The 25,633-nt window shown below is 61.2% G+C and carries 20 protein-coding genes; 4 read left to right on the plus strand and 16 right to left on the minus strand.

Annotated elements, in window-relative coordinates:
• Nucleotides 1–38 precede the first annotated feature (38 nt).
• Complete coding sequence (gene rloA2 / locus SOP85_RS06535) at nucleotides 39–545, minus strand: retropepsin-like aspartic peptidase RloA2 (RefSeq protein ID WP_323626445.1); 507 nt, start codon at nucleotides 543–545, stop codon at nucleotides 39–41.
• 165 nt (nucleotides 546–710) lie between these two features.
• Here rloA2 and SOP85_RS06540 point away from each other — a divergent pair, with 165 nt between their 5' ends.
• Nucleotides 711–1,598, plus strand: a complete 888-nt coding sequence (locus SOP85_RS06540) for an acyltransferase (protein WP_274075558.1) — start codon at nucleotides 711–713, stop codon at nucleotides 1,596–1,598.
• 1 nt (nucleotide 1,599) lies between these two features.
• On the opposite strand, the gene SOP85_RS06545 is transcribed toward SOP85_RS06540, so the two are convergent.
• From SOP85_RS06545 to SOP85_RS06585, 9 genes are all read right to left on the minus strand, one after another.
• Nucleotides 1,600–2,172 (minus strand): DUF2780 domain-containing protein, encoded by a 573-nt coding sequence (locus SOP85_RS06545; RefSeq protein ID WP_274075559.1) that lies wholly within the window; start codon nucleotides 2,170–2,172, stop codon nucleotides 1,600–1,602.
• Between the two features lie 559 nt (nucleotides 2,173–2,731).
• Nucleotides 2,732–3,931 carry a formaldehyde dehydrogenase, glutathione-independent gene (fdhA, locus tag SOP85_RS06550; RefSeq protein WP_323626446.1) on the minus strand — a complete coding sequence of 400 codons (1,200 nt, stop codon included), beginning with the start codon at nucleotides 3,929–3,931 and terminating at the stop codon, nucleotides 2,732–2,734.
• 145 nt (nucleotides 3,932–4,076) lie between these two features.
• Entirely contained in the window at nucleotides 4,077–4,934 is an 858-nt protein-coding gene (gene purU / locus SOP85_RS06555; protein WP_046818241.1) for a formyltetrahydrofolate deformylase, read from the minus strand.
• 147 nt (nucleotides 4,935–5,081) lie between these two features.
• Complete coding sequence (locus SOP85_RS06560) at nucleotides 5,082–5,714, minus strand: sarcosine oxidase subunit gamma (RefSeq protein ID WP_323626447.1); 633 nt, start codon at nucleotides 5,712–5,714, stop codon at nucleotides 5,082–5,084.
• Nucleotides 5,715–5,870: 156 nt separating this feature from the next.
• Complete coding sequence (locus tag SOP85_RS06565; protein WP_274075561.1) at nucleotides 5,871–8,888, minus strand: sarcosine oxidase subunit alpha; 3,018 nt, start codon at nucleotides 8,886–8,888, stop codon at nucleotides 5,871–5,873.
• Nucleotides 8,885–9,214, minus strand: a complete 330-nt coding sequence (locus SOP85_RS06570) for a sarcosine oxidase subunit delta (protein WP_274075562.1) — start codon at nucleotides 9,212–9,214, stop codon at nucleotides 8,885–8,887. Before SOP85_RS06570 ends, SOP85_RS06565 begins: the two co-directional genes overlap by 4 nt.
• A gap of 14 nt (nucleotides 9,215–9,228) precedes the next feature.
• Nucleotides 9,229–10,479 carry a sarcosine oxidase subunit beta gene (locus SOP85_RS06575; protein ID WP_008057117.1) on the minus strand — a complete coding sequence of 417 codons (1,251 nt, stop codon included), beginning with the start codon at nucleotides 10,477–10,479 and terminating at the stop codon, nucleotides 9,229–9,231.
• Nucleotides 10,480–10,502: 23 nt separating this feature from the next.
• Complete coding sequence (glyA, locus tag SOP85_RS06580) at nucleotides 10,503–11,756, minus strand: serine hydroxymethyltransferase (protein ID WP_274075563.1); 1,254 nt, start codon at nucleotides 11,754–11,756, stop codon at nucleotides 10,503–10,505.
• A 283-nt stretch (nucleotides 11,757–12,039) separates the two neighbouring features.
• Nucleotides 12,040–12,768, minus strand: coding sequence for a TraX family protein (locus SOP85_RS06585; protein WP_323626469.1), 729 nt, complete (start codon nucleotides 12,766–12,768; stop codon nucleotides 12,040–12,042).
• Nucleotides 12,769–12,899: 131 nt separating this feature from the next.
• Here SOP85_RS06585 and SOP85_RS06590 point away from each other — a divergent pair, with 131 nt between their 5' ends.
• Complete coding sequence (locus SOP85_RS06590) at nucleotides 12,900–13,940, plus strand: threonine aldolase family protein (RefSeq protein ID WP_323626448.1); 1,041 nt, start codon at nucleotides 12,900–12,902, stop codon at nucleotides 13,938–13,940.
• Between the two features lie 199 nt (nucleotides 13,941–14,139).
• Nucleotides 14,140–14,964, plus strand: a complete 825-nt coding sequence (locus SOP85_RS06595) for an SDR family oxidoreductase (RefSeq protein WP_323626449.1) — start codon at nucleotides 14,140–14,142, stop codon at nucleotides 14,962–14,964.
• Between the two features lie 118 nt (nucleotides 14,965–15,082).
• Here the strand turns inward: SOP85_RS06595 and gbcB are convergent, their stop codons facing one another.
• A complete protein-coding gene (gene gbcB, locus SOP85_RS06600; protein ID WP_046818719.1) occupies nucleotides 15,083–16,183 on the minus strand; it encodes a glycine-betaine demethylase subunit GbcB in 1,101 nt (366 codons plus the stop codon).
• 283 nt (nucleotides 16,184–16,466) lie between these two features.
• On the opposite strand from gbcB, the gene gbcA reads away from it, so the two are divergent.
• The gene (gene gbcA, locus SOP85_RS06605) at nucleotides 16,467–17,762 is read left to right on the plus strand and encodes a glycine-betaine demethylase subunit GbcA (RefSeq protein ID WP_274075566.1); all 1,296 of its coding nucleotides are present in this window, start codon (nucleotides 16,467–16,469) and stop codon (nucleotides 17,760–17,762) included.
• A 1,033-nt stretch (nucleotides 17,763–18,795) separates the two neighbouring features.
• Here the strand turns inward: gbcA and SOP85_RS06610 are convergent.
• The 5 genes from SOP85_RS06610 to dgcA all read right to left on the minus strand — a co-directional run bounded on the left by SOP85_RS06610 (nucleotide 18,796) and on the right by dgcA (nucleotide 25,628).
• Entirely contained in the window at nucleotides 18,796–19,362 is a 567-nt protein-coding gene (locus SOP85_RS06610) for a GNAT family N-acetyltransferase (protein ID WP_323606585.1), read from the minus strand.
• 112 nt (nucleotides 19,363–19,474) lie between these two features.
• Nucleotides 19,475–20,245, minus strand: coding sequence for an electron transfer flavoprotein subunit beta (gene etfB, locus SOP85_RS06615; protein WP_323626450.1), 771 nt, complete (start codon nucleotides 20,243–20,245; stop codon nucleotides 19,475–19,477).
• Between the two features lie 15 nt (nucleotides 20,246–20,260).
• A complete protein-coding gene (etfA, locus tag SOP85_RS06620; protein WP_323626451.1) occupies nucleotides 20,261–21,481 on the minus strand; it encodes an electron transfer flavoprotein subunit alpha in 1,221 nt (406 codons plus the stop codon).
• Nucleotides 21,481–23,430 carry a dimethylglycine demethylation protein DgcB gene (gene dgcB, locus SOP85_RS06625; RefSeq protein WP_323626452.1) on the minus strand — a complete coding sequence of 650 codons (1,950 nt, stop codon included), beginning with the start codon at nucleotides 23,428–23,430 and terminating at the stop codon, nucleotides 21,481–21,483. Before dgcB ends, etfA begins: the two co-directional genes overlap by 1 nt.
• 137 nt (nucleotides 23,431–23,567) lie before the next feature.
• Nucleotides 23,568–25,628, minus strand: coding sequence for a dimethylglycine demethylation protein DgcA (gene dgcA / locus SOP85_RS06630; RefSeq protein ID WP_274075571.1), 2,061 nt, complete (start codon nucleotides 25,626–25,628; stop codon nucleotides 23,568–23,570).
• Nucleotides 25,629–25,633 lie beyond the last annotated feature (5 nt).

A 25,633-nucleotide genomic window follows, 5' to 3' on the forward strand; every position in this document is an offset into this window, starting at 1 on the left:
AGTGGTCGAACGGTGCCCCAAGCCTTACACCCCGTCAATCAGCAATCGGGCTTGTCCGCCGTAAACCGTCGAGCCGGATTCACCGCCGCGCCAAACTCGCGCAAGGCCTTGGCGCCGATCAACAAGGGATAATTGAAGCTGCTGCGGTCAGTCAGGTTGACCTCGACCGTGCGTTTTACATTGCCCAGGCACAACTCGAGATCGACCACCGGCCGCTTGGTGGGCGCGATCACTTCGCTGTCATCCTCGTCCTCTTCGGAGCGGGTCTTGATCTTGCTGATCCTCGCGACCTTGTGTTCGTAGACCTTGTTGCTCGCACCCTTGGTCGCCAGGCGGAAACGCACCCAGTCTTCGCCGTCGCGGGTGAAAGTTTCGATGTCCTTGGCCGACAGCGAGGCAGTCAACGCGCCGGTGTCCATTTTGGCCTTGAGCACTTCGCCACCGATTTCCGGTAGCGAGATGTATTCGTAGCGGCCGTAGAGCGTCGGCTCGGCTGCCAAAGCCGGCAGGGCAAGGAGAGATAGCAATGCAAGAAGGGATTTCACGTATTGGGAGTCCTTGAGGAGTTGGCAGCGCAATTTTAGACCGTTGTTGAGTTGATCGTTCCCACAAGGGTAACGGTCCGGAGGTGAAACATTCGTCAGCGCCGATTTGGCCTGTCGTCCGAAGCTGCTTATCATGGCGCGCCCTAACGCTTCCAAGAGTCATTTATGCGCCGCCTGCTCACCGGCTGTTTCGTCACATTGCTGCTGTTGCTCAACACGCTGGTCCTGATCGGACCTTTGATGGTGTTCGCCTTGCTCAAACTGGTCCTGCCCGGGCGTTTTCGCGATTACGCGTCCTCGGTGGTGATGTGGATTGCCGAGACCTGGTCGGAAATCGACAAGCTGATCTTTCGCCTGTGCATCCCCACCCAATGGGATATTCGCGGCGGTGACGATCTGCGTCGCGACACTTCCTATCTGGTGATCAGCAATCACCAGTCCTGGGTCGATATCCCGGCGCTGATCCAGACGCTGAATCGACGCACGCCGTTCTTCAAGTTTTTCCTCAAGAAAGAACTGATCTGGGTGCCGTTCCTGGGCCTGGCCTGGTGGGCGCTGGATTACCCGTTCATGAAGCGCTACAGCAAGGCGTTCCTGGCGAAGAACCCGGAGTTGGCCGGCAAGGATCTGGAGATCACCCGACAAGCCTGCGAGCTGTTCAAGCGGCAACCGGTGACCGTGGTCAATTATCTGGAAGGCACGCGTTTTACCGCCGCCAAAAGTGCCCATCAGCAGTCGCCCTTCACCCACCTGCTCAAGCCCAAGGCCGGTGGCGTGGCGTTTGTACTGGCGGCGATGGGTGAACAGCTGGATGCGATTCTCGACGTGACCGTGGTGTATCCGCAGCCGGCCATTCCGGGGTTCTGGGACTTGATCAGCGGCAACGTGCCGCGGGTGATCATCGACATCAAGACCCGCGAGCTCGACCCGGCGTTGTGGCAGGGCGATTACGAAAACGATCCGCTGTTTCGTGAGAAGGTCCAGAACTGGGTCAACCAGCTCTGGATCGAGAAGGACCGGCGTATCGACGAGTTGCGCGCCGAAAGCCGCTGAATCAGCTGCCGATTCCGGTGCCGGTGCCGGTGCCGGCACCCCAAATGCCACCCAGGCTTTGCAGCAGCGAACCGCCGACACCCTGCTGACCGAAGTATTGCAGGATCACCGGCGCAAACACGCCGATCATGCCAGTGTCCATGCCCAGGGCGCTGAAGGCGTTGTTCAGGTCGTTGGTGTCCTTGACGTTGCCCAGGGCGTTATCCAGCCCTGCGGATTTACCGGTCGCCCCCAACAAGCCGGCGAGCGCGCCCAGTTCACCGCCGCCCGACAGTGTGTCGATTCCAGGTACGCTTTTGGCCAGTTCCGAATAGTCGGTCGAACTCAATTGATTCTTCGCCAGCCCGAGCATCGCCCCGGCACCGCCGACGGCTTGTTGTGGCGTCACATTCAGTTGGCTGAGCGCACCCAGCAGGTCCGCAGTCTCCGAAGTCGGCGCGGCCTCTGTGGCCGCGTTGCCGCCCTTCATCCCCGCAATGGCATTGGCCGCATCGCCCAGGCTGAACTGTGCGAAGACCGGGCTGGCCACGAATGTCATCAGGGAAGCCAGTACTAAACCGCGTGAAATCTTCATCCAGACATCCTCTTGTGCCATGAAAACGCCCGGCTCACGGGCGCAAAGCTGCCGATTTGACCGGCTATGAGCGGGCATGTTCCTCAGGCACGCGTCCATTTTCAACCCGCTCGTCGCAATACGGGACTGAGGGTTAAGAACCTATCAGATCTGCTAGTAGGCAAAAGCTGCAATCGGAACGATGCTGAAAGAACTGATTTCTTAGTCATGCCTGGAGCCTTGTCGCCTATTTCCTTGAAGTAACGTCGTTGGGACGTCAAAGCGTCAGTACATCGAACTTAGGGCGCCCGCCACCCTACTTCGAAACAGTAAATCAAACAGCCCGCCAGGGAAGGAGTCAGCACCGCATCAATCTACTGAGTTCTCAGCGTGATCGCATCCTGCACAACACTCGCGACATTCCGCATGAACAGCTAGGCACAAATATCCGAACTACACTTGAACGTCTAAATACAGAGATACGTGGGCTGAGACGTCAACTAGCTATCGTCAATGCCACTCCGATGCGAGATGCAAAAAAGGGCGACATCACGTCGCCCTTCTCTTACTTCAAACGCTCTTACGCCGCACTAAACAACTTATGCGGATCAATCACAAACTTCTTCGGCACGCCCGCATCGAACTCGCCGTAACCTTCCGGCGCCTGATCCAGGCTGATGACCTGCACGCCGACCACTTCAGCGATGTTGATGCGGTCCCACATGATTGCCTGCATCAGCTGGCGGTTGTACTTCATGACCGGGGTCTGGCCGGTGTGGAAGCTGTGGGACTTGGCCCAGCCGAGACCGAAGCGGATGCTCAGGCTGCCCATTTTTGCGGCGGCATCCACAGCACCTGGATCTTCGGTGACGTAGAGGCCAGGGATGCCGATCTTGCCGGCCACGCGTACCACGCCCATCAGGGAGTTGAGCACGGTGGCCGGGGCTTCGTGTTTTACGCCGTCATGGCCGTGACCGCGGGCTTCGAAGCCTACGGCGTCGATGGCGCAGTCCACTTCCGGTTCGCCCAGCAGCGTAGCGATCTGTTCGTGCAGCGGGGTGTCGGAAGACAGGTCGGCGATTTCGAAACCCTGGGCCTTGGCGTGGGCCAGGCGGATGGTATTGACGTCACCAACGATGACCACCGCCGCGCCCAGCAGGCGAGCGGAAGCGGCGGCGGCTAGACCCACTGGGCCGGCACCGGCGATGTAGACGGTGCTGCCTGGGCCAACGCCGGCGGTCACGGCACCGTGATAGCCGGTCGGCAGGATGTCGGAGAGGCAGGTCAGGTCACGGATTTTCTCCATGGCCCGGTCGCGATCCGGCAGTTTCAGCAGGTTGAAGTCGGCGTACGGCACCATGGCGTATTCGGCCTGGCCACCGGTCCAGTCGCCCATGTCGACGTAACCGTAGGCACCGCCCGGACGGGCCGGGTTGACGCTCAGGCACACGCCGGTGTGCATTTCCTTGCAGGAACGGCAGCGCCCGCAAGCCACGTTGAACGGTACGGACACCAGGTCGCCGATCTGCAGGTTCTCGACGTCGCTGCCCTTCTCGATCACTTCACCGGTGATCTCGTGCCCCAGCACCAGGCCGGTTTGTGCAGTGGTACGGCCGCGCACCATGTGCTGGTCGGAACCACAGATGTTGGTGGAAACCACACGCAGGATGACGGCGTGGTTGATCTTCCTGCCGCGCGGGTCCTGCATTTTCGGATAGTCGATTTTCTGTACTTCGACCTTGCCAGCGCCGAGATACACCACACCACGATTGCCAGACATGCTTTCACCTCGCTGTTGTTTTTATGTAGCGGTCGCGTCGCCTGGGATCGGCGGCGCGTTGATTGCTCGGGTTATTGCCTGTGTGTCTTGCGTTGTTTGTTGCGGCCCCTTCGCTGGCAAGCCAGCTCCTACAGGGGGAGGCGATCTAGAGAACGACTGTTCTGTTCGCGTTCAAAAACACTCTTCTCTCAATGTGATACCCGACGGCCCGGGCCAGGGTCAGCCCTTCGATATCCCGCCCCTTGGCGATCAGGTCTTCCGGGTAATGGCTGTGATCCACCACCTCCACGCCTTGGGCAATGATCGGCCCTTCGTCGAGGTCGTTGTTGATGTAATGCGCCGTGGCGCCGACCAGTTTCACGCCCTTGTTGTAGGCCTGGTGATAGGGCTTGGCACCCTTGAACCCGGGCAGCAGGGAGTGGTGGATATTGATCGCCTTGCCATCGAGTTTGCGGCACAGCTCCGGCGACAACACCTGCATGTAGCGGGCAAGGATCACCAGCTCGGCACCGCACTCTTCGATCACCTGCAACACCTGACGCTCCTGGGACGGCTTGTCGTTCGGGTCCAGGGGGAAATGGTAGTACGGAATCTGGTGCCAGTCGGCCAGCGGCTTGAGATCGGGATGGTTGGAGACCACGGCGGCCACGTCCATCGACAGCTGGCCGATGCGCTGGCGGTAGAGCAAGTCGTTGAGACAGTGATCGGCCTTGGAGACCATGATCACCACTTTCGGCCGGTAATGCGGCGGGGTCAGTTCGAAGATCATGCCGAAGGATTCACCACGTTCGGCCAAGCCTGCGCGGAAGGACTGCTCGTCGAAGCCATCCGGTTGGCGAAATTCCACGCGAATGAAGAAGCGGCCCGAGAGCCGGTCGTCGAAGGAATGGTGCTCGGTGACGTAGCAGCCCTGCTCGAACAGAAAGCGCGTCACCGCGTCCACGGTGCCGAGCACGCTGGGGCAGTCGGCGGTCAGAATCCATGTGTCTGGGGCGCGGCTCATAGTGCGGTGACTCCTGAGAAATCGGTAAACCTGCCTGTAGGAGCGAGCTTGCTCGCGATGGACGTCAACGATAACGCGTGCATCCTGATGCAATGCGTCGCCCTCTGGTCCTTCGCGAGCAAGCTCGCTCCTACAGGTGATCGATGGTCAAGCCTGAACGCTAAGGCCATATTCGGCAGAAGCATCCTGCAACCACAACCACCAGTAATCCGAGAAGCTGCGGCGGATCAGCAGTTCCCAGGTGTCTTCGGCGGTGTGACGGATCACCAGTTGCGACTTGGCGAACACCGTGCCGACCGCCTTGCCCACCGGAAAGTTGTTGGGGTGCACGTCGTAACTGGTGGACTTCATCAGCACCTGGCGCACGTTCGGGCCGCTCAGTTCGAGGATCTGCTGCCCACCGCTGACGTTGACGATCTGGATATGCAGGTCGCCCAGCGCTTCACGCAGCTTTTGCTCGGCGGCGAATTCTTCGCCGGTCGGCACGATCAGCAGCCATTCATCCGGCCCCATCCATTGCAGGCTGGTTTCACCTTTGACGGTGACGGTCAGCGCACCTGGCAGTTCGATCCCGAGCGCCTTCTGCACGCCGGCGGCGAACGCGGCATCGTGGCCGTCGCCACGGATGGTCAGGTGGCCGAGGAGTTTTTTCTCGCGCACGGTCACGCCGGCGCTCTTGCGACCCTTGCCCACCAGGCTGGCGAGGTCGGCATGATGCAGCGACGACTCGGCCTTGGCCCCGGTGGTTGGGCGTTGTTGGTAAACATTGGCTGCGGTCATAAAGCACCTTTCCTGAATTCTGTTGGTTCCGGTCCTGGTGGTGGCTGTTGCGCCGCCTTCGCGAGCAAGCCCGCTCCCACATTCGACCGCGTTCCCCCTGTGGGAGCGGGCTTGCTCGCGAAAGCGGCAGCCAGCACACCACAGGACCCGAGGTCGTTAAACGTTCTGGCGTTCGCCCTTCGGATCGAAGAACACCGAAGAAACGATTTCCGCCTCGATCACGCTGCCGTCCGCCAGTGGCGCGAACACACGCTCACCCATGCGGTTCAGGCCGCCCTTGACCACGCCCATGGCAAACGAATAGCCCAGGGAGTTGTGCGCGTAGCTGGAGGTCACGTGGCCGACCATGGTCATCGGGATCGCCTGCTTGGTGTTGAACACCAATTGCGCGCCTTCCGGCAGCCATTTGTTCGGATCGATCGGCTTCAGGCCCACCAGCTGCTTGCGCTGGTCACGCACGCAGTCTTCGCGATTCATCCCACGCTGGCCGATCCACGAGAACGGTTTGGTGCGACCGACGCACCAGCCCATGTTCAAGTCGTCCGGGGTCATCGAGCCGTCAGTGTCCTGGCCGACGATGATGAAGCCCTTCTCGGCCCGCAGTACGTGCATGGTTTCGGTGCCGTACGGCGTCAGGTTGTACTTCTTGCCGGCGTCGACGATTTTTTCCAGCACGCCCATGGCGTAGTCGGCTTGCACGTTGACTTCGTACGACAGCTCGCCGGTAAACGAAATCCGGAACACCCGCGCCGGCACACCGCCCACCAGGCCTTCTTTCCAGGTCATGAACGGGAAGGCTTCGTTGCTCAGGTCGATGTCGGTGACTTCGGCGAGCAGCTTGCGGCTGTTCGGCCCGGACAGGGTCATGGTCGCCCAGTGATCGGTCACGGAAGTGAAGTACACCTTCAGGTCCGGCCATTCGGTCTGGTGGTAGATTTCCAGCCATTGCAGCACGCGTGCAGCGCCGCCGGTGGTGGTGGTCATCACGAAGTGGTTGTCGGCGAGGCACGCGGTCACGCCGTCGTCGAACACCATGCCGTCTTCTTTGCACATCAGGCCGTAACGCGCCTTGCCCACGTCAAGCTTGGTCCAGGCGTTGGTGTAGATGCGGTTGAGGAACTCGCGTGAGTCCGGCCCCTGGATGTCGATCTTGCCCAGGGTCGAGGCGTCCAGCAGGCCGACGCTGTCGCGCACGGCTTTGCATTCGCGCTTCACGGCAGCATGCATGTCTTCACCGGATTTCGGGAAGTACCACGGACGTTTCCACTGACCGACGTCTTCGAACTCGGCGCCGTTTTTCAGGTGCCAGTGATGCAGTGCGGTGAAACGCACCGGCTCGAAAATGTGCCCACAGTGACGACCGGCCACGGCACCGAAAGTCACCGGCGTGTAGTTCGGACGGAACATGGTGGTGCCCATCTGCGGGATGGTCACGTTCAGCGAACGGGCGGCGATGGCCAGGCCGTTGACGTTGCCGAGCTTGCCCTGGTCGGTGCCAAAGCCCAACGCGGTGTAGCGCTTGACGTGCTCGACCGACTCAAAGCCTTCGCGAGTCGCCAATTCGATACCGGCCGCGGTGACGTCGTTTTGCAGATCGACGAATTGCTTCGGCGCACGCGCAGTGACTTTCTCGTAAGGCACTTGAAACAATGCCAGCGTCGGTTCTTCCTGGCGGACCAGGGCTTTTGGCAACTTGGCTTCGACCGGACCGAAGCCGGCTTCGCTGGCCGCGCGAACGCCCCCTTCAAAACCGTCGGCCAGGGAATCGCCGAGGCCATAGACACCGTTGATGCCACCGACGCATACGCGTTTCTGCGGCGCCTCACCCGGTACAAAACCGAGGATGTCTTCGCGCCAGATCGGCTTGCCACCCAAGTGCGAGGCCAGGTGGACCACCGGGCTGTAGCCGCCGGAACTGGCGACCAGGTCGCATTCGAGCCATTCGCCCGGGCTGGTGACCTTGTGTCCTTTGACATCGATCGCCGCCACGCGGGCAGCGGTCACGCGCTTACTGCCACGGGCTTCGATCACAGCGCTACCGGTGAGGATGCGGATGCCTTTGGCGCGCGCCTCTTCCACCAGCGCACCACGCGGGTTGCTGCGGGCGTCGGCGACGGCCACCACTTGCAGACCGGCATCGAGCCAATCCAGCGCAACGCGGTAGGCGTGGTCGTTGTTGGTCGACAGCACCAGCTTCTTGCCCGGTGCCACGCCGTAGCGGCGAACGTAAGTCGAGACAGCGCCAGCGAGCATGTTGCCCGGCACGTCGTTGTTGCCGTAGACCAGTGGACGCTCGTGAGTGCCGGTCGCCAGCACCACACGCTTGGCACGAACCCGGTGGATGCGCTGACGCACCTGGCCAATCGGTGCGCGGTCGCCGAGGTGGTCGGTGAGGCGCTCGTGGATGGTCAGGAAGTTATGGTCGTGGTAACCGTTGACCGTGGCGCGCGGCAACAGCAGCACGTCCGGGGTGTCCTTCAATTCGGCGATGACGCTGGCGACCCACTCGGTCGCAGGCTTGCCGTCGAGGCTTTCGCGGGAGTCGAGCAGGCTGCCGCCGAACTCTTCCTGCTCGTCAGCCAGGATCACACGGGCACCGCTGCGTGCAGCCGCCAGTGCAGCGGCCAGGCCTGCAGGGCCGGCGCCGACGATCAGCACGTCGCAGTGCTGGTTCATGTAGTCGTAGGTGTCCGGATCGTTCTCGGTCGGCGAGCGGCCAAGACCGGCGGCCTTGCGAATGTACTTCTCGTAGGTCATCCAGAACGATTGCGGGTACATGAAGGTTTTGTAGTAGAAGCCCGGAGGCATCAGCTTGCCGCCGACCTTGCCGAGAATCCCCATCATGTCGTTGTTGACGTTCGGCCAGCCGTTGGTGCTGGTGGCGACCAGGCCCTGGTACAGCGCTTGTTGCGTGGCGCGTACGTTCGGGATTTGCGTGGCTTCGGTGGCGCCGATCTGCAGCACCGCGTTCGGCTCCTCGGCACCGGCGGCATAGATGCCGCGCGGGCGGGAATACTTGAAGCTGCGACCGATGATGTCGACGCCGTTGGCCAGCAATGCAGCGGCCAGCGAGTCGCCCTCGAAGCCTTTGTAGCTCTGGCCGTTGAAGGTGAAGGTCAGGACTTTGTTGCGGTCGATCCGTCCGCCGTTGGACAGGCGATTGGTCTGGCTCATACCTTCTCTCCCAGAGCCGTGGTGGCCGCTTTCGGGCTATCGGTCTTGTCGGTGAATTGTGGCTTGGCGCCGATCTTGTAGGTTTCGAGAATCTCGTAGGTCACGGTGTCACGGGTGGCGTTGAAGTACTGACGGCAACCGGCGACGTGATCCCACAGCTCGTGATGCAGACCGCGAGGGTTGTCGCGGAAGAACATGTAGTCGCCCCACTCCTCGTCGGTGCAGCTGTTCGGGTCCAGTGGGCGCGGGATGTGCGCCTGGCCGGATGCGTGGAATTCCTCTTCGGAGCGCAACTCGCCGCAGTGAGGACAGAAGATATGCAACATGGGGATTTCTCCTGTTAGTGGGCAACCGCAGCAGCGCCGTGTTCGTCGATCAACGCACCGTTGTGGAAACGGTCGATGGAGAAAGGTGCGGCCAGTGGGTGCATTTCACCCTTGGCCAGGCTGGCGGCAAATACGTTGCCCGAGCCAGGTGTCGCCTTGAAGCCGCCGGTGCCCCAACCGCAGTTGAAGAACATGTTCGGTACCGGGGTTTTCGAAATGATCGGGCAGGCATCCGGGGTGGTGTCGACGATGCCGCCCCACTGACGGTTCATGCGCACGCGGGACAACACCGGGAACATCTCGACGATGGCCTGCACGGTGTGCTCGATCACCGGGTACGAACCACGCTGGCCGTAGCCGTTGTAGCCGTCGATACCGGCGCCGATCACCAGGTCGCCCTTGTCGGACTGGCTGATGTAACCGTGCACGGCGTTGGACATGATCACGCTGTCGATGATCGGCTTGATCGGCTCGGACACCAGCGCTTGCAGCGGGTGGGATTCGATCGGCAAGCGGAAACCGGCGAGCTTGGCCATGTGCCCGGAGTTACCGGCAGTCACTACACCGACGCGCTTGGCGCCGATGAAGCCCTTGTTGGTTTCCACGCCGATGCACACGCCGTTTTCCTTGCGGAAGCCGATCACTTCGGTCTGCTGGATCAGGTCCACGCCCAGGGCGTCGGCGGCCCGGGCAAAGCCCCAGGCCACGGCATCGTGACGGGCCACGCCGCCGCGACGCTGGACGGTGGCGCCCATCACCGGGTAACGGGTGTTCTTCGAGCAGTCGAGGTACGGGATCTCATCGGCCACTTGCTTGGCATCGAGCAGTTCGCCGTCGACGCCGTTGAGGCGGTTGGCGCTGACCCGACGCTCGGAGTCACGGATGTCTTGCAGGGTGTGGCACAGGTTGTAGACGCCACGCTGGGAGAACATCACGTTGTAGTTCAGGTCCTGGGACAGGCCTTCCCACAGTTTCATCGCGTGTTCGTACAGGTGCGCCGACTCGTCCCACAGGTAGTTGGAGCGCACGATGGTGGTGTTGCGCGCGGTGTTACCGCCGCCCAGCCAGCCTTTCTCGACCACGGCCACGTTGGTGATGCCGTGTTCCTTGGCCAGGTAGTAGGCGGTCGCCAGACCATGCCCGCCACCGCCGACGATGACCACGTCGTAGACCTTTTTCGGGGTCGGCGTGCGCCACATGCGCTGCCAGTTTTCGTGGTGGCTGAGGGAGTGTTTGAAGAGGCCGAAGCCTGAGTAGCGTTGCATAGTCATTTACTCCAAAACCGCGCTCAGCGATAAACCGGGAAGTCCGCGCACAGTGCCGATACTTGCTGGGCGACATTGGCCTCGACATCGGCATCGCCGAGGTTGTCGAGGATGTCGCAGATCCAGCCGGCCAGTTCGACGCACTGGCTGACCTTGAAGCCGCGAGTGGTCACCGCCGGGGTGCCGATGCGCAGGCCGGAGGTCACGAACGGCGACTGAGGATCGTTCGGGACAGCGTTCTTGTTCACGGTGATGTGGGCGCGACCGAGTGCTGCATCCGCCTCTTTGCCGGTGAGACCCTGACGGATCAGGCTGACCAGGAACAGGTGGTTATCGGTGCCGCCGGACACTACATCGTAGCCGCGTTTGATAAAGACGCCGGCCATGGCCTGGGCGTTGTCGATCACTTGCTGCTGGTAAGCCTTGAAGCCTGGCTCCAGCGCTTCCTTGAAGCACACCGCCTTACCGGCGATCACGTGCATCAGCGGGCCACCCTGGGCACCGGGGAACACTGCAGCGTTGAGCTTCTTCTCGATTTCTTCGTTGGACTTGCACAGGATCAGGCCGCCACGTGGACCGCGCAGGGTCTTGTGGGTGGTGGTGGTGACCACGTCGGCGTACGGCAGCGGATTCGGGTACAGGCCGGCGGCGACCAGACCTGCTACGTGGGCCATGTCGACGAACAGCAGTGCACCAACCTTGTCGGCGATCTGGCGGAAGCGAGGGAAGTCGAGGGTCTTGGAGTAGGCCGAGAAACCCGCAACGATCATCTTCGGCTGGCACTCGACGGCCAGGCGCTCGACTTCGTCGTAATCGATCAGGCCGGTCTTGGTGTCGATGCCGTACTGCACGGCGTTGTACAGCTTGCCCGAGGACGACACCTTGGCGCCGTGGGTCAGGTGACCGCCATGGGCCAGGCTCATGCCCAGGATGGTGTCGCCGGCTTGCAGCAGGGCCAGGTACACGGCGCTGTTGGCCGAGGAACCGGAGTGCGGTTGCACGTTCGCGTAGTCGGCGCCGAACAGCTGCTTGGCGCGTTCGATGGCCAGGGCTTCAACCTTGTCCACGTGCTCGCAGCCACCATAGTAGCGCTTGCCCGGATAACCTTCGGCGTACTTGTTGGTCAGGCCGCTGCCTTGCGCTTGCATGACGCGTTTGCTGGTGTAGTTCTCCGACGCGATCAGCTCGATGTGATCTTCCTGACGTTGCTCCTCGGCATTCATCGCCGCCAGCAGTGCATCGTCGTAACCCTGGATCTGGTCTTGCTTGCTGAACATCGCGTCTCTCCCAGCGGCGGCGGTGCGCCATTCGTCTCGGTGAGGCACTGGCTTTTCGGCAGTGCCCTTTGATAGCGATGGTATGACTGGCTTGGAGTCGTCAAATGCCTACGGGCGCCACGCAAAGGTGCGTTTACGACATGGCGGGAAACAGCTGGCCTGACGCAAGTCTCAAATCAGCACAACCCCCTTGTGGGAGCGGGCTTGCTCGCGAAGAACGATGACGCGGTCTGTCTGAAACACCCAGGTGCCCGCTTCGCGAGCAAGGCCGCTCCCACAAGGGTCAAGCGATGGCCTGGCGTAGTGCTAGCAACAGGAGGAAATGCGCGGGATAGAGCGCATAGGCCCAGCGGCGCATGGGTGGTGCTTTTACGTCATGGAAGTGTCGCAACAGGAACAGTCCCAGCCATGGCGCAATCAGACAAGTGACGATGGCGGGAATGGCCGCGCTGTTGCCCAGTCGCGCGGCGTAATACAGCACCTGCCATTGATTGGCCGCCAGACAGACCAGCCCCGGCAGCAGCGCGAAATACCAGGGACGACCGATCACCAGCAGCAGCGCCAATGGCAACAGGACTCCAAAGAAACCGAACATCACTTTTTGCGTGAACAGCGCCGCCAACAGCAAGGCGACGGCTGCCAGTAACCGCGATTGCAGCGTCGGCTGCTGCCAGCCACGCGCCACCAACAGACCAAGGACCAGGGTGGGCATTACGTTCAGCGTGTCGTGCCCAGGAATGAACATTCGGTAGGGAATTTCGCTCACGGCGCTAAACAGCAACAACCAGCCCAGATAGCGCCATTGCCCACCCCTCTCCACAGCAGGCTTTCGCGCAAGATTGGCAGCCATTGCCAGACAGAACCACGGAAACGCCAACCGCCCGGGCACATACAGCAGATCGACGGAATAACCGACATATCGCAGGTGATCGAGCACCATGCTCAAAAGCGCCAGCCACTTGAGCAGATCCAGAGCACCGTCGCGCTGCTTTAAGTGTGTAGTCACGTGCATAATTGCCCGGCATCCTTGTAATTTTCTGACAGCGACATCCCGTGTGCTCTCCTGACGATCTTGGGTACAGTGCGCACCATCATTGACCACGAGACGCTTCACCATAGGCGCCTCGACCACGGAAGCAGGCCATGACCGATAAGAGCCAACAATTCGCCAGCGACAACTATTCCGGCATCTGCCCTGAAGCCTGGGCTGCCATGGAACAGGCCAACCATGGCCACCAGCGCGCTTACGGCGACGACGAGTGGACCGCCCGCGCGTCCGACGATTTCCGCAAACTGTTCGAAACCGACTGCGAAGTGTTCTTCGCCTTCAACGGCACCGCCGCCAACTCGTTGGCCCTGTCGTCGCTGTGCCAGAGTTACCACAGCGTGATCTGCTCGGAAACCGCCCACGTCGAAACCGACGAATGCGGCGCACCGGAATTCTTCTCCAACGGCTCCAAGCTGCTGATCGCCCGCACCGAAAACGGCAAGCTGACCCCGGATTCGATCCGCGAAGTGGCGCTCAAGCGCCAGGACATCCACTACCCCAAGCCCCGCGTCGTGACCCTGACCCAGGCCACTGAAGTCGGCAGCGTCTACACCCCGGACGAAATCCGCGCCATCAGCGCCACCTGCAAGGAATTGGGCCTGAACCTGCACATGGACGGCGCGCGCTTCTCCAACGCCTGCGCGTTCCTCGGCTGCACGCCAGCGGACCTGACCTGGAAGGCCGGGGTTGACGTGTTGTGCTTCGGCGGCACTAAAAACGGCATGGCCGTGGGCGAGGCGATCCTGTTCTTCAACCACGCACTGGCTGAAGATTTCGACTATCGCTGCAAACAGGCCGGGCAGCTGGCGTCGAAAATGCGCTTCCTTTCCGCCCCATGGGTCGGAATCCTGGAAAACGGCGCCTGGCTCAAATACGCCCGCCACGCCAACCACTGCGCACAACTGCTGGCCGAACTGGTCAGCGATATTCCAGGCGTGGAACTGATGTTCCCGGTGCAGGCAAACGGCGTATTCCTGCAGCTGTCGGAACCGGCCATCGCCGCACTGACCGCCAAGGGCTGGCGTTTCTACACCTTCATCGGCAACGGCGGCGCACGCTTCATGTGCTCGTGGGATACCGAGGAAGAGCGGGTGCGGGAATTGGCCCGCGACATCCGCGAAGTCATGTCCCACTAACACCACAAACCCTGTGGGAGCGAGCCTGCTCGCGATAGCGGCGGATCAGCCAACATTGATGTTGGAGCAAAATCCGCCATCGCGAGCAGGCTCACTCCTACAAAGGCATCCGAATCCCCTGACATTCTGCACCTGAAGACTTCGTCTACATTGTCTGTCGAGCCGATCCGCTCACATAACAATAATCAGGAGCGTACGCATGTCACAGCAAGGCAAAACCCTGTTCATCACCGGCGCCAGCCGTGGCATCGGCCGCGAGATTGCGCTTCGCGCCGCGCGTGACGGTGCAAACATCGTGATCGCCGCCAAAAGTGCCGAGCCGCATCCCAAACTGCCAGGTACGATTTTCAGTGTGGCCCGGGAAGTTGAGGCCGCGGGCGGCAAGGCGCTAGCCCTGCAAGTGGATGTGCGCGATGAAGTCGCCGTGCGCGAGGCGCTGGCCCAGGCCAACGAACATTTCGGCGCCATCGATGCGCTGGTCAACAACGCAGGCGCGATCAAGTTGACCGGAGTCCAGCACATCGAACTCAAGCGCTTCGACCTGATGCACCAGATCAACACGCGCGCCGTGTTGCTGTGCAGCCAGGCTGCCCTGCCCTACCTGAAGAAATCCGCAGGGCACATCCTCAACCTGTCCCCGCCGCTGAATCTGGACACCAAGTGGTTCGCCCAATACAGCCCCTACACCGTGACCAAGTACGGCATGAGCATGCTGACGCTGGGCATGAGCGAGGAATTCCAGAATTACGGGATCAGTGTCAATTCGCTATGGCCGCAGACCATGATTGCCACTGCCGCGATCGAGTTTCAGCTGGGGTCGAGGGAGTCGTTCAAGCATGCGCGCCTGCCTGCGATCATGGCCGATGCCGCCCATATCATTTTGAGCAGTGCGAATCGCAGCCTGACCGGACGCTTGTTGATCGATGAGGAAGTATTGCGGGAAAACGGTGTGACGGAGTTCGAGCACTATCGGTTTGCACCGGATAGCAGCGACAAACTCATGACTGACCTGTTTATCGACTGAGATATCCTCAACCCCTGTAGGAGCTGTCGAGTGAAACGAGGCTGCGATCTTTTGACTTTAAAGATCAAGATCAAAAGATCGCAGCCTTCGGCAGCTCCTACAGTGGCTTCGGCGTTAGTTAGAACTCGATGCGCACGTCACCCTTCGGCACACTGCAGCACGACAAAATGTACCCTTCGGCTTCGTCTTCCTCGGTGATCCCGCCGTTGTGTTCCATCTCCACTTCGCCACCCAGCTTCAAGACCTTGCAGGTGCCGCAGATGCCCATGCCGCAGGCTTTCGGGATCAGCAAACCCGCCTTCGCCGCCGCTGCGTGAACGGTTTCGCCCGGCGCAATGCGAATGCTTTTCCCCGACGCGACAAACTCCACCTGATGCAGATCCGCCACGTCGAGTTCCGGTGCATCGGCCGCCTGTTCAGCGTGCTCCACGGCGTCGGCACGCGCCTCTGGCGGGGTCGCGCCGAAAGACTCCTCGTGGTAACGCGACATGTCGAAACCAGCGCCTTCCAGCAAGCGCTTGACCGCATTCATATAGGGTGTCGGGCCGCAGCAGAATACTTCGCGCTCAAGGAAGTCCGGCGCCATCAATTCAAGCATTCGCTGGTTGAGGTAACCGCGATAACCGGCCCAGGGCTCACCCATGCCGTGCTTCTCGCAGATCAGGTGCAGGCTGAAGTTATCGATCCGCGACGCCATGTGTTCCAGCTCGCGGTGGTAGATGATGTCCTTGGGCGAACGGGCGCTGTGGATAAACACCATGTCGACATTGCCGTTGGTATCGTAGAACCAGCGCGCCATGGACATGACCGGCGTGATACCCACACCGCCGCTGAGGTAAAGCACCTTTGGCGCGGTGAAGTCCATGGCGTTGAACAGCCCGACCGGCCCGTGCACCGCCAGTTCCTGGCCTTCGTGCAGGGTGTCGTGCAGCCAGTTGGACACCTTGCCGCCCGGCACGCGCTTGATGGTTACCGAAAAGCTGTACGGCACCGATGGCGAGCTGGAAATGGTGTACGAACGCATGATCGGCTGGCCTTCGATTTCCAGCTCCAGGGTGACAAACTGCCCCGGCTTGAAAAAGAACAGGATCGGCTGGTCGGCCATGAAGCAGAAGGTGCGCACATCCCAGGTTTCCTGGATGACTTTGACGCAACGGACGATGTGCCGACCATTGGCCCAGGTCTGGGTGGTTACCGGGTTCAGGAAGCTGTTGGACATGCTGATCTCCACGGCCGACTGTCGGCCTTCATGTTGGCGATTCTGCGTATAGCGCGAACCACCCATTTACCTATCTGCGACATTCACATGCTTATCGCGACCAGCCCCCAACGACCGGGGCTTGCGCGTCGGGAACAGATTGCACCATGTCGCCCATGGATAAGGTTCTGGCCAGCGCCGGCCCCACACTCGCCACACACCAAGACACATTCTTTACACCTTGCGTAGCAACCCTGATTAGCCACTTTCGCCGGCCACACAGAATGGCCTTGAGGATTAAACGATGGACGTCACTACTACCCTTAGCCTGGGCGATCCGCTGGAACCCGCACGCAAGGCCACCGCGCAGATGCTGCAAGAGCGCGAGCGCACGTTCTCGCTGCCGCAGCCGTTCTACTCTGACGAGCGCCTGTTTGATATCGACATGCAGGAAATCTTTCAGAAAGAGTGGTTGATCGCCGGCATGACCTGCGAAATCCCCACCAAGGGCAATTACCTGACGCTGCAAGTGGGCAAGAACCCGATCATCGTGATTCGTGGCGCAGAAGGTGTAGTGCACGCATTCCATAACGTCTGCCGCCACCGTGGTTCGCGCCTGTGCACCAGCGAAAAAGGCAAGGTCGCCAAATTGGTCTGCCACTACCACCAGTGGACCTACGAACTCGACGGTCGCCTGCTGTTCGCCGGAACCGAAATGGGCGCCGATTTCGACATGAAGCAATACGGCCTGAAACCGGTGAACGTGAAGACCGCCGGTGGCTACATCTTCATCAGCCTGGCAGAGAACCCGCCGGCCATCGATGACTTCCTGTCGACACTCAACCATTACATGGAACCGTACGACATGGAAAACACCAAGGTGGCGATCACCACCACCTTGATGGAAAAGGCCAACTGGAAGCTGGTGCTGGAAAACAACCGCGAGTGCTACCACTGCAACGCGTCGCACCCGGAACTGCTGAAAACCCTGCTGGAATGGGACGACGTCACCGACCCGCGCGCCGACCAGGCCTTCAAGGACCACGTGGCCGCCTCCGCCGCTGCCTGGGAAGCCGAGAAGATCCCTTACGCCCACGCCAGCTTCGGCCTGCGTAACCGCATCGTGCGCATGCCGCTGCTCAAGGGCACCGTGTCGATGACCCTGGACGGCAAACAGGGCTGCGCCAAGCTCATGGGCCGCATCAAGAACCCGGACCTGGGCTCGATGCGCATCCTGCACCTGCCGCATTCGTGGAACCACTGCATGGGCGACCACATCATCGTGTTCACCGTGTGGCCGATCAGCGCCCAGGAAACCATGGTCACCACCAAGTGGATCGTGCACAAGGATGCCGTTGAAGGCGTGGACTACGACGTGGAGCGCATGCGCCAGGTCTGGGACGCCACCAACGACCAGGATCGTCGCCTGGCCGAAGAAAACCAGCGCGGCATTAACTCCACCGCTTATCAGCCAGGGCCTTACTCCAAGACCTATGAGTTTGGTGTGGTGAATTTTGTGGATTGGTACAGCGAGCGCCTGCTAAACAACCTCGGGGCTGAGCCTGCGCCTTACCTCAAAGGCGTCCCTGTTCAAGGCTAATGTAGGAGCGAGCTTGCTCGCGAAAAATTCAAGGACACCACTGGGTATCTGGTTTTACGCGTCATCGTTCACGACCATCGCGAGCAAGCTCGCTCCTACAAGGGGCTTGCTCACAACAGGTTCTCTCCCCGCTAAATATTCCGCATCATTTAGTACTGTACGAAATATGATCTATTCCGTTCAGCGCTATGCTCTACGTGCCTCACAGCCTTCCGCAAACAAGTTATCCACACCTCCACCCACAGCAAATGGGGACAACTGGGGAAATGCGCAAAACTTTTTCCACAAAACCCAAAGAAAAACCGTGACTTATCCGAAACCAAGGTTCTCCGAAAGCATTGATCATTTTTTGATCTAACGCCCGAAAGCCTTGCCACACCTGCCCTGCAGAGGATCGCAAACACCTTATCCACAGAAGCGCCAACAGAGATTGGGGGCAACTTCGAGGCCGCTGTGGAAAACCGCTGAAAGCCGCGATATTTCTAGGTGTGCGGGCGGTTTGTAGATTGAAATAGGCAATTTGATCATTTTTCAACCATAACCCTGAAAGCCATGAATCTAAAGGCCTGCAGCGTTGAGCGAACATCTTATCCACAGAAGCGCCAACAGAGATTGGGGGCAACTCAGCTGACTTGTGCACACTCCCTCTCGAAAAAAAGTCATGAAAAACCGCAGCTTAAGGTGGTTGTTTTTTGATCTGGTGGCTGCAAGCCGCGGTTTGTGTGGGTTTCAGCGAGGGGCGAACACGTTATCCACAGAAGCGCTAACAGGGATTGTGGGTAAAGAGGTCAAAAGCTTCTGAAATGATCAACCCGTACAAGAACTAGCAAAGACCGCTTAAAAGACTTCATAGCCAACCCACTCATAAAAACCAGGTTTTAAGATCAAGCGCTGAAGCACAGAAAATTTCGTGACCGGTTGCTGCACCCTCAACAGTGCACAATGGAAATGTAGCAGGAGGGTGAGGTCGCGAGAGGTAGCCGGTTATCCACCAGGCTGTGGATAACCGCTAGAGAAAGGATAATTCGAAGCCCTAGGGCCGATACATCAGATAGGCTTCACCCGTGACCCGAATCATCGGATGCGGCGTGATCTGGCAGGAATCGACGATGCGGAAGCCGTGGCGCTCATAGAAACGCCGGGCGCCGGTGTTCGCGGCGTAATCGATCAGGCTCAGGCCATTGAGTCCGAGCCGGTTGGCGCGGTCGTAGGCGTATGCAAGGAACTGCTTGCCCAGCCCTTGGTTGCGCCAGCCTTCATGCAGCGCCAGGCTGGAAATATAAAGGGTGTCGGGGATTTCCATGGTGGCGTACGGCGCCAGCACCGGGTCGGTCACCGGCGCTGCGAACGGGTCGTGACGCATTACATAGCTGTGCAACATGCCGATGACTTGCCCATTCGCTTGGGCAATAAGGCAGTTCTGCCAGGAGAAATCCACATCGTCACGGGCATATCGCAGGGCCCCGACGTCCAGCAGATCCTGGCCGGGCTCGGCTAACTGGCTCCAGATGTAATCCGCGGCCCCTTCCGAGGAAATCTGGAACAAACGCGCAATCTCTCGCGCATCCGCGCGCACTGCCGAACGAAATTCAACCGACATGTATTGGAACTCCACCAATCATCGAGCGCCCGTTTTAACGTGGGCGCTTATGGCGCGGCAACGCGCCGGAGGGACAGTTATTTTTCCGGGTGTTGCAGCTTGAAGTTCAATGTCACCGCACCACACCCTCTTCAATCAGCAGTTTGAGAATCGCTTCAGCCCCCGCCTGTGCCGTAACGCCCTTGAGCACCTGCCCCCCGCCACCGCTAGCCTTGGCCGTTGCCGCTTTCATGCGATCGGCGCCGCTCTTGGCCTTGATCACCTTCAAGCGTTTCGGCCGTGGCTTGGCCGGTTGCAGGGTGGCGACGGCCAACAGTTCGTCGTCGACGACCTCCACGTCATCAGCCTGCAACACCCCACGCCGGGCCGGGCCGTAGGCGCTCTGACGTGGCTTGGGTGCGGCGTTATCCACAGTCGCCAGGAACGGCAAGCGCACTTCCAAGCGACGGCGCTGGCCGCGCGGCAACGCCTGCAGTACCAGCGCAGAACCGCCATCGATCGACTCGACCTGCGCCAGCCCCACCACCAGCGGCCAGCCAAGGCCTTCGGCCAGCAGGAACGGCAACATGCCCGAGCCCTCGCCGGTTTCCGCCTGGCTGCCGGTCAATACGACCTGAGCGCCAGCGTCGCGCAAATAGGCGGTCAACGCCGGCAGCGCATCGGCGCCTTGCGGTTGTTCCAGCACATGCAATTGCTCAAGTCCCATGCCCAGGTAAGCGCGCAAGGCCGGCTCGGCGACATCGCCGGCGTGTAGCACCTGCAAGTTATCCCCAGCCAGTTGCAAACCCAGTTCCACCGCCCGCGCATCCTGATCCGCACGGCGTGGTCGACCGGAGGTCGGGTGGGCGCCGATGGACACCAGGCTGATGATTTTCGTGCTCATAACCCTTTCCTTCCCTTAAGCCGCATCGCGCCTGGCCTCGTTGCGGTAGGCCTCTACCGCCGCGATCAAGGCTTGAAGAATCTCGGCGCTCTCGCCGATCACCGACAGGTCGGCCCGTTTGATCATGTCGCAGCCCGGGTCGAGGTTGATCGCCACCACCTTGTCGCAGGCACCGATGCCTTGCAGGTGCTGGATCGCCCCGGAGATCCCCACCGCCACGTAGACCCGTGCGGTGACCCAGGTACCAGACGCGCCGACCTGACGGTCGCGGGCCATGAAACCATCGTCCACCGCCACCCGGGACGCGCCTTCGGTGGCGCCCAGGGCTTCGGCGGTCCTGTGGAAAAGTCCCCAATCCTTGACCCCGTTGCCGCCGGAGAAGATGAATTCCGCTTCGGCCATTGGAATCGCTGCCGGGTCCACCGCCACCGCCCCCAGATCCTCGATGCGCGAGAGACTGCGGGCGACGGTTGTGGATAACTCCACCGGCAGGGCTTCGTGACGGGTTTCGCTGACCGGTTCGGCGCATTCCACAGCGGCCAGGATCAACCGCGCAAGCGGCCGTGCCAGGTCTTGCAAACCGGCACCGGCGCGACCGATGCATTCGTGATCCTTGACCTGCCAAACCCGCGTGGCCGGGCGTTCGCCCAGGGCGGCAGCAAAGCGTCGACCCAGTTCACCGCCACCAGTACGACTGTCCGGCAGCAACCAATGACGTGGGCTGAACTGGTTATCCACAGCCCGCAGTCCCTGGACCCGTTGTTCCGGTGCATAACCGCTGAACTGCTCGCCTTCAAGCACCAGCAGGCGATCGACGCCAGCCGTGGCGAAGGCGTTCTCCTTGTGCTCGCCGAAGACCACGGCCAGTACCGCGCCGTCCTTGCCGGCCAATTGATGAGCCAGGCCGAGCAAGTCGCGGTCGTGGCTGCTCAAGCGGCCGCCGACCATGTCCGGCACCACGCTGATGTAGAACGCCGGTGCAGGCACCTGATGCAGCGGCAATTGCACTTCAACGGCGGCCGTACGCTTGGTCGCCCCGCCCTGCTGGGCGCCGCTGCGGTCGATGCGCTTGATGCCGTTGGGGCCGATGAAGCCGATGCCATGGGGGTTCTTGCGGATGACGCCGTTCGGCCCCATCCAGCTGTGTTGCGCCGGTTGCATGGCCGCGTGCAGCGGGTGCAGGCGGTTGCGGGCGATCCATTCGGCACGGGGGTCGCGGCGGATAATGTCGCTCATCAATGCACCTCCGCAGGTTCACGTTGGGCCGGTGTGGCCGGCTTGCTCGGTGCCTGGTCTTCCAGCAACGCGTCGGCCACCAGTTCGGCAATGTCCTTGATCAACGGTCGCGGCTCGACCACGCCTTCAAGCATCGCGGTGCACTGCGGGCAGCCCACGGCCACCAGTTCGGCGCCCGTCTCGCGGATGTCTTCCATGCGCATATCGGGGATACGCTGCTTGCCCGGAATGTCGGTGATCGGCGCACCGCCGCCACCGCCGCAGCAGCGCGAGCGGAAGCCGGAACGTTGCATCTCTTTCACTTCGATGCCGAGGGCACGCAGGACCTGACGCGGCGCCTCGTATTCGCCGTTGTAGCGGCCGAGGTAGCACGGGTCGTGATAGGTCACGCTGTCACCCTTGTGCTGGCCGAGATTCAGCGCGCCGGCGCCGATGATTTCCGCCATGTAGGTGCTGTGGTGCTGCACCAGGTAGTTGCCATCGAAGGCGCCGTATTCGTTTTTCAACACGTGGAAGCTGTGCGGATCGCAGGTGACGATGCGGTTGAAGCTGTATTTGGCCAGGGTCTGGATGTTGCGTTTGGCCAGCAACTGGAAGGTTGCCTCGTCGCCCAGACGCCGGGCCACGTCACCGCTGTCACGCTCTTCGAGGCCGAGCACGGCGAAGTCGATTTTCGCCGCTTTCAACACTTTGACGAAGGCGCGCAGGGTGCGCTGGTTGCGCATGTCGAAGGCGCCGTCGCCGACCCAGAACAGTACGTCGGTGGATTTCTTTTCGCTGAGCAGATTGAGGTTCAAGTCCGCCGCCCAGTTCATCCGTCCGCCCGGGGCGAAGCCGCCCGGGTTGTCGGTGGCGATCAGGTTTTCCAGGACTTCGGCGCCCTTGTTCGGGGTCGCGCCTTTTTCCAGGGTCAGATGGCGACGCATGTCGACGATGGCATCGACGTGCTCGATCATCATCGGGCATTCCTCGACGCAGGCACGGCAGGTGGTGCACGACCACAGGGTTTCGGCGTCCACCAGGCCGTTGACGATCGGCTGATGCGGATTACCCGCATGCTCGCCAATTGGTTTGCCTGGATACGGGCTGCCGGCGAATTTCGCATCGGTGCCACCCGCCAGACCGACGACCATGTCCTGAATCAGTTTTTTCGGGTTCAACGGCTGTCCGGCGGCAAACGCCGGGCACGCCGCTTCGCACTTGCCGCACTGCACGCAGGCGTCGAAGCCGAGCAGTTGGTTCCAGGTGAAATCCTTGGGTTTTTCCACGCCCAGCGGAGCGTTCGGATCGTTCAAGTCCAGAGGCTTGAGACCCGTAGAACGACCTCCACCAAAACGCTCGGCGCGACGGTGCCAGGCCAGGTGCAGGGCACCGGCAAAGGCGTGCTTCATCGGCCCGCCCCAAGTCATGCCGAAGAACAACTCGGACACGCCCCACAGCACACCGATGCCGAGGATCACCGCCAACATCCAGCCACCGAAGTTCTCCGGGAGGATACCGGCCACCGGCAGGGTCACCAGGAAGAACGACGCCGAGAACGCCAGCAGGCTTTTCGGCAGGCGCATCCACGGGCCTTTCGACAGGCGCGCAGGTGGGTTGCGTCGACGCAGGTAAACGAAGATCGCGCCGACGAACATCACCGCCGACATTAGCAGCAGCGCATAGCCGAGGAAGCGGTTATGCAGGCCGAATCCGTGAACCAGTATCGCCAGCACGACGGAAGCCACCGCGCCGCCAGCCGTGGCAACGTGGGTGTTGGCGATGTATTTGTCCCGCGCCACCACGTGGTGCAGATCGACCATATAGCGCTTGGGCATGGCGAACAGGCCGCCGATCAGGTCGACCTTCGAGGCTCGGCCCCGGCGCCACATGGCCACCCGCCGCAACGCGCCCAGAACCGCGAGGCCCAGGGCGGCGAACAACAGGATTGGAAGAAGGGTGTTCAACATGGTGGAGCTCCCACAAACCACGGAGTCATGCATCGGTCTTGTAGGAGCCGGCTTGCTGGCGATTCAGACGACGCGGTGAGTCAGGCAGACCGCGTTATCGTTCATCGCCAGCAAGCCGGCTCCTACAGGTGGTTGGCTTAGAAATCCTTGCACAGCCGCAGTGCGTCGTAGATCGCCGCGTGCACGTTGCGCTGGGCCACGCAGTCACCGATACGGAACAGCAGGTAACCGTCACCGCTCTGTGCAAGGCTTGGTTGCGGCTTGATCGCGAACAAGGCTTCGACGTCGATCTGGCCCTTGTTGCGCGAGCCTTCCTTCATCGCGTAGTAGATTTCCTCGTCCGGACGCACGCCGTTCTCGATCACCACCTGGTCCACCACCCGCTCCTCTTTGGCGCCGGTGTATTCGTTTTCCAGTACTGCGATCAACTTGTCGCCTTCGCGGTAGACCTTCTCCAGCATCATGTCGCCGGTCATGATCACTTCTTTTGGATACATGCTGCGGTAGTAGGTCGGGAACGACGTACCGCCGATGGCCACGCCCGGCTTGATGTCGTCGGTGACGATCTCGACCTGGCTGCCCTTGTCGGCGAGGAAGTCGGCGGTGGACATGCCGGTGAACTCGCAGATGGTGTCGTAGACCAGCACGTTCTTGGCCGGTGCAACCTTGCCGTCGAGGATGTCCCAGCTGCTGACCACAAGGCCTTCGGCCGCGCCCCAGTGCTCGTTCTGCTCGATGAACGGATGTCCGCCGACAGCCAGCACCACCACGTCCGGACGCAGGTCCATGATGGTCGGCGCATCCGCCGCGGTGCCCAGGCGCAGGTCGACTTTCAACCGTGCCAGCTCCAACTGGTACCAGCGGGTGATACCGGCGATCTGGTCCCGTTGCGGCGCTTTCGAGGCCGTGGTGATCTGCCCGCCAATGAACTCTTTCTTCTCGAACAGCGTGACGTCGTGACCACGTTCGGCGGCCACGCGGGCGGCCTCCATCCCGGCAGGACCGGCGCCGACCACCACCACCTTGCGTTTCACCCCGGTGGTTTTCTCGATGATGTGCGGCAGGCCCATATATTCACGGGAGGTCGCCGCGTTCTGGATGCACAGCACATCCAGGCCCTGGTACTGACGGTCGATGCAGTAGTTGGCGCCGACGCACTGCTTGATCTGGTCGATCTGGCCCATCTTGATCTTGGCGATCAGGTGCGGGTCGGCAATGTGCGCGCGGGTCATGCCGACCATGTCGACGTAACCGCCCTCCAGAATCCGCGTGGCCTGGTTCGGGTCCTTGATGTTCTGCGCGTGCAGCACCGGAACCTTGACCACTTCCTTGATGCCGGCGGCCAGGTGCAGGAACGGCTCCGGTGGATAACTCATGTTCGGAATCACGTTGGCCAGGGTGTTGTGGGTGTCGCAACCCGAGCCCACGACGCCGAGGAAATCGAGCATGCCGGTGTCGTCGTAATACTTGGCGATCTGCTTCATGTCCTCATGGGACAGACCGTCCGGATGGAACTCGTCACCGCAGATGCGCATGCCCACGCAGAAATCGTCACCGACCTCGGCGCGCACGGCTTTCAACACTTCCAGGCCGAACTTCATGCGGCCTTCGAAGGTGCCGCCCCATTCGTCGGTACGCTTGTTGACCCGCGGGCTCCAGAACTGGTCGATCATGTGCTGGTGCACCGCCGAGAGTTCGACACCGTCCAGGCCACCGGCCTTGGCGCGACGCGCGGCCTGCGCGTAGTTGCCGATCACCCGCCAGATTTCTTCTGGCTCGATGGTCTTGCAGGTGGCACGGTGCACCGGCTCGCGTACACCGGACGGAGACATCAGGGTCGGCCAGTTGAAGCCGTCCCAGCGCGAGCGCCGGCCCATGTGAGTAATCTGGATCATGATCTTGGCGCCGTGCTTGTGCATGGCGTCGGCAAGATTCTGGAAGTGCGGAATGATGCGGTCAGTGGACAGGTTGACCGAGCTCCACCACTCCTGCGGGCTGTCGATGGCCACGACGGACGAACCGCCGCAGATCGCCAGGCCGATCCCGCCCTTGGCCTTCTCTTCGTAATACTTGACGTACCGGTCGGTGGTCATGCCGCCGTCGGTGGCATAGACCTCGGCGTGCGCAGTGCTGAGCACGCGGTTGCGGATGGTCAGTTTGCCGATCTGGATCGGCTGGAACATTGCTTCGAAAGCCATGGCGG

The organism is Pseudomonas sp. YuFO20, assembly GCF_035064975.1.
In the GTDB taxonomy this organism is placed as follows: domain Bacteria; phylum Pseudomonadota; class Gammaproteobacteria; order Pseudomonadales; family Pseudomonadaceae; genus Aquipseudomonas; species Aquipseudomonas putida_AE.